General features: G+C 64.1%; 1 protein-coding gene and 1 pseudogene. Both read left to right on the top strand.

Features of this window, described 5'->3' with window-relative positions; all coding sequences use genetic code 11:
- Positions 1–289: 289 nt before the first annotated feature.
- On the top strand, positions 290–3,790 hold the full coding sequence (locus QZ079_RS08085; RefSeq protein WP_297037345.1) for a DNA-directed RNA polymerase subunit beta: 3,501 nt from the start codon (positions 290–292) through the stop codon (positions 3,788–3,790).
- Between the two features lie 6 nt (positions 3,791–3,796).
- Positions 3,797–4,936: pseudogene (locus QZ079_RS08080) on the top strand (DNA-directed RNA polymerase subunit beta'); the annotation flags it as partial.

The following is a 4,936-nucleotide window of genomic DNA, read 5'->3' as shown; positions in this document are numbered from 1 at the left end:
GTTTTGGGACATCCTGCGCGCAGGATGTCCCAAAACGCACCTGTCCCCAATTGGGTCACGTCCGGGCATTCACTCAAAATACATGAACATATGTTCGTAATATGCGCTTTACCAGCGGTTTTATAAACAAAAAAATTCCTTACCCCAGAATCGGCTCCACGTCAAGCATTTTCTTGCTAAACGGTAGGCGATTGATAAACTAATAGGCTGCGATATTTGGCACTGGCCGGAGGCATGTCGCGTCCCGCTCGGCCACCGTGCCCGTCCGTTCTTGCGAGGAGGAAAGAGCTTGCCACACGCAACCGCACCACAAGAGGCTACGCGCACCGAGCGCACGCGCCTCGACTTCGGGAAGATCCCGACGGCCCTCGAGCTGCCCAACCTCATCTCCGTGCAGAAGGAATCCTTCCAGCGCTTCATGACCGAGGGGCTTCGCGAGGCATTCAAGGAATCGAGCCCCATCCAGAGCCAGAACCACGTTCTCGAGGTGACCTTCGGTGAGCACCGGTTCTTCGAGCCCGCCCATACGGTGGACGAGTGCCGCGAGAAGGATATGACCTACCAGGCGTCGCTCTTCTGCCTCGTGCGCCTCACCAATAAGGAGACGGGCGAGATCAAGGAGCAGCGCGTCTTCATGGGCGACTTCCCCATGATGACCGAGCAGGGCACTTTCATCATCAACGGTACCGAGCGCATCGTCGTCTCCCAGCTCGTCCGCTCGCCGGGTGTGTACTACTCCACGGAGATGGACGGCGAGAACCGCGTGTTCAAGGCGCAGATCATTCCGGCGCGCGGCGCATGGCTCGAGTTCGAGGTCGATAAGCGCAGCCAGCTCGTGGTGTCCATCGACCGCAAGCGCAAGCAGTCCGCGACGATGCTTTTGCGTGCGCTGGGCATTGCCGTTACGAACGACGAGATCACGGAGCTCCTCGGCGATTCCGATGTGGTGCTTCGCTCCATCGAGCGCGACACCGCCCTCACCCGCGAGGACGCCCTCATCGAGACCTACAAGCGCCTGCGCCCGGGCGAGCCGCCCACCGTCGAGGCCGCGCGTTCGCACCTCGAGGGGCTGCTGTTCAACGCGCAGCGCTACGACCTGGCGCGCGTGGGTCGCTATAAGGTGAACAAGAAGCTCGGCCTCAGCACCGATGAGGATGTGCGCGTGCTCACCGACGAGGACATCATCGCTACCCTGCGCTACCTGCTGGCTCTCGCGGCCGGCGAGCCCGGCTTCAAGACCGACGACATCGACCACTTCGGCAACCGTCGCGTCCGCACGGTGGGCGAGCTTGTCGCCAACCAGTTCCGCATCGGCATGAGCCGCATGGAGCGTGTCGTGCGCGAGCGCATGAGCTCGCACGATGTCGACGAGATCACGCCGCAGTCGCTCATCAACATCCGCCCGATCGTGGCGGCCATCAAGGAGTTCTTCGGCTCCAGCCAGCTCTCGCAGTTCATGGATCAGTCGAACCCGCTCACCGGCCTCTCGCATAAGCGCACGCTTTCCGCGCTCGGCCCCGGTGGCCTCGCCGCTCACAAGTCGGGTTCCAGCCGCCGCACGAACGTCCCCACGGCCGTGCGCGACGTCCACAACTCGCACTACTCCCGCATGTGCCCCATCGAGACGCCCGAAGGCCCCAACATCGGCCTCATCGGCCGCCTGGCGCTCTATGCCCGTGTGAATGAGTACGGCTTCATCGAGGCTCCGTACCGTCGCGTGGAAAACGGCAAGGTCACCGATATCATCGACTGGATGACGGCCGACGAAGAGGAAGACCACATCATCGCGCCGGCGAACACGCCGATCGACCCCAAGACGAATGAGTTCGTGACCACGGACGCAGAAGGCAAGCTCGTGCGCCCGCACACGATCGTCGCGCGTACTCGCGACTTCGACGGCTCGTTCGGCGCCCCGGCCGACGTCCCCGTCGACGACGTCGACTACATGGACGTGAGCCCGCGTCAGATGATTTCGGTCGCCGCCACGCTCATTCCGTTCCTCGAGCACGACGACGCCAAGCGTACCCTCATGGGCGCGAACATGCAGCGTCAGGCCGTGCCGCTCATCCACCCGGCCGCCCCGTATGTGGGCACGGGCATGGAGCGTCGCGCCGCGCTCGACTCCGGCGAGGTCACGCTTGCCAAGAACGACGGCGAGGTCGTATTCGCCGATGCGTCGAAGATCATCGTGAAGAGCGCCGAGGGCATGGATGAGTACCAGCTGCCGAAGTACCAGCGTTCCAACCAGTCCACGTGCATCAACCATCGCCCGCTCGTGAGCGTGGGCGACGAGGTCAAGGCTGGCGAGCCCATCGCCGACGGTCCCTCCACGGACCACGGCGAGCTCGCGCTCGGCCAGAACCTCACCGTCGCGTACATGAGCTGGGAAGGCTACAACTACGAGGACGCTATCGTGGTCTCTGAGCGCGTGGTTTCTGAAGACCTGCTCACCACGATCAGCATCTCGCGTCACGAGATCGATGCTCGCGACACGAAGCTTGGCCCCGAGGAGATCACCCGCGAGGTCCCGAACCTCTCTGAGGACATGCTCGCCAACCTCGACGAGGACGGTATCATCCGCATCGGTGCCGAGGTCGGCCCCGGCGACATTCTCGTGGGCAAGGTCACCCCGAAGGGTGAGAGCACCCAGACCGCCGAGGAGCGCCTGCTCAAGGCCATCTTCGGTGCCAAGGCCCACGACGTCCGCGACACCTCGCTCAAGATGCCGCATGGCGCCTACGGCCGCGTCATCGACGTGGTGCGCTTCAGCCGCGAGAACGGCGACGACCTCGCGCCCGGCGTGAACGAGCAGGTGCGCGTCTACGTGGCGCAGCGCCGCAAGATCCAGCAGGGCGACAAGATCGCCGGTCGCCACGGCAACAAGGGCGTCATCTCCGAGATCCTTCCCGTCGAGGACATGCCCTACATGGCCGACGGCACCCCGGTCGACGTCATCCTGAACCCGCTCGGCGTGCCTTCGCGTATGAACGTCGGCCAGCTGCTCGAGTGCCACCTCGGCTGGGCGGCAGCGTCCGGCTGGGATCCCGAGAATGCCGACTCCGACCGCTACGTGCCCGGCCCCTTCTTCGTCTCCACGCCCGTCTTCGACGGTGCCAAGGAGGACGAGATCGCCGAGGTCATCCGTCGCGCGAACAAGAACCTCGTCAACCTGGCGCGCGAGCGCTACGGCGAGCACATGCGCCCCGAGTTCGTGACGCAGCTCGACGAGTCTGGCAAGACCACGCTCTACGACGGCCGCTCCGGCGAGGAGTTCCGCGAGCCCATCACCGTGGGCACGAGCTACATCCTGAAGCTCGGCCACATGGTCGACGACAAGATCCATGCGCGCTCGACTGGCCCCTATAGCCTCGTCACCCAGCAGCCGCTCGGCGGCAAGGCGCAGTTCGGCGGCCAGCGCTTCGGCGAGATGGAGGTGTGGGCGCTTTACGCCTACGGTGCCTCCAACGTGCTGCAGGAGATCCTCACCGTCAAGTCCGACGATACCGTGGGCCGCGTGAAGGCCTACGAGGCGATCGTGAAGGGCGAGAACATCCCGCAGGCCGGCCTCCCCGAGTCGTTCAAGGTGCTCGTGAAGGAGATCCGCTCGCTCGCGCTCGACATCGAGCCGCTGCATGAGGCGGAGCCCACGCAGGCGCCCGCCGAGCCGGAGGAGTCCGAGGAGGACGTCTTCGACCCGTTCGCCGACGACGCCGTGATCGATGAGGACGCGCTCGACGCCGTCGACTCCCTCATCGACGACTTTGCCGCCACCACCGCAGATAAGGAGTAAGTGACAGTGGCAGATTTCGAAGCTACCGATTTTGATGCGGTAAAGATCTCGCTTGCCAGCGCCGAGCAGATCCGTTCGTGGTCCTACGGCGAGGTCAAGAAGCCCGAGACCATCAACTACCGTACCTTGAAGCCCGAGAAGGACGGCTTGTTCTGCGAGAAGATCTTCGGTCCCGCGAAGGACTGGGAGTGCTCGTGCGGCAAGTACAAGGGCATCCGCTTTAAGGACATCGTCTGCGAGCGCTGCGGCGTCAAGGTGACGACCTCCAAGGTCCGCCGCGAGCGCATGGGCCATATCGAGCTTGCCGCTCCCGTGAGCCACATCTGGTTCTTTAAGAGCGCGTCGATTTCGCCCATGAGCCGCCTGCTCGACCTCAAGACGAAGGATCTGGAGAAGGTCCTCTACTTCGCGAGCTACATCATCACGCACGTCGACTACGAGGCCCGCGAGGCCGACGCCGATGACCTGCGCGAGGAGCTCGCCGCCGACCTCGAGGAGCTCGACGCCGAGTGCGCTCGCCAGATCGAGAGCTTGAAAGAGCAGGGCAACCCCGAGAACTTCGATGAGTTCAGCGACGAGGAGCCCCTCACGCAGGAGGAGATCGCCGCCGGGATCATCGACATCGAGGAGGAGACGAAGGACGAGAAGCAGCTCCGCACGGACGCCTTCGAGGCCTTTATGAAGCTCACCGAGCGCGAGCTCATCTCCGACGAGCCGCTCTTCCGCGAGATGAAGCGCTACTACAGCATGTACTTCTCGGGTGACATGGGCGCCGAGGCCATCCGCGAGCTGCTGCGCGCCGTCGACCTCAAGGCCGAGGCCGAGACGCTCAAGGCGATCATCGCCGACGAGGAGGGTCAGAAGCAGAAGCGCGACAAGGCCGTGAAGCGCCTCGTGATCGTCGACGCCTTCCTGAAGGGCGGCAACGACCCGGCGAACATGATCCTCGACGTCATCCCGGTCATCCCGCCGGATCTGCGCCCGATGGTGCAGCTCGACGGCGGCCGCTTCGCCGCGAGCGACCTGAACGACCTCTATCGTCGCGTCATCAACCGCAACAACCGCCTGAAGCGCCTGCTCGACCTCGACGCGCCTGCGATCATCGTGAACAACGAGAAGCGCATGCTGCAGGAGGCCGTGGACGCG

It is taken from the genome of uncultured Enorma sp., assembly GCA_905210055.1.
Classification (GTDB): domain Bacteria; phylum Actinomycetota; class Coriobacteriia; order Coriobacteriales; family Coriobacteriaceae; genus Enorma.
This window is presented reverse-complemented; position numbering and strand designations above follow the sequence as displayed.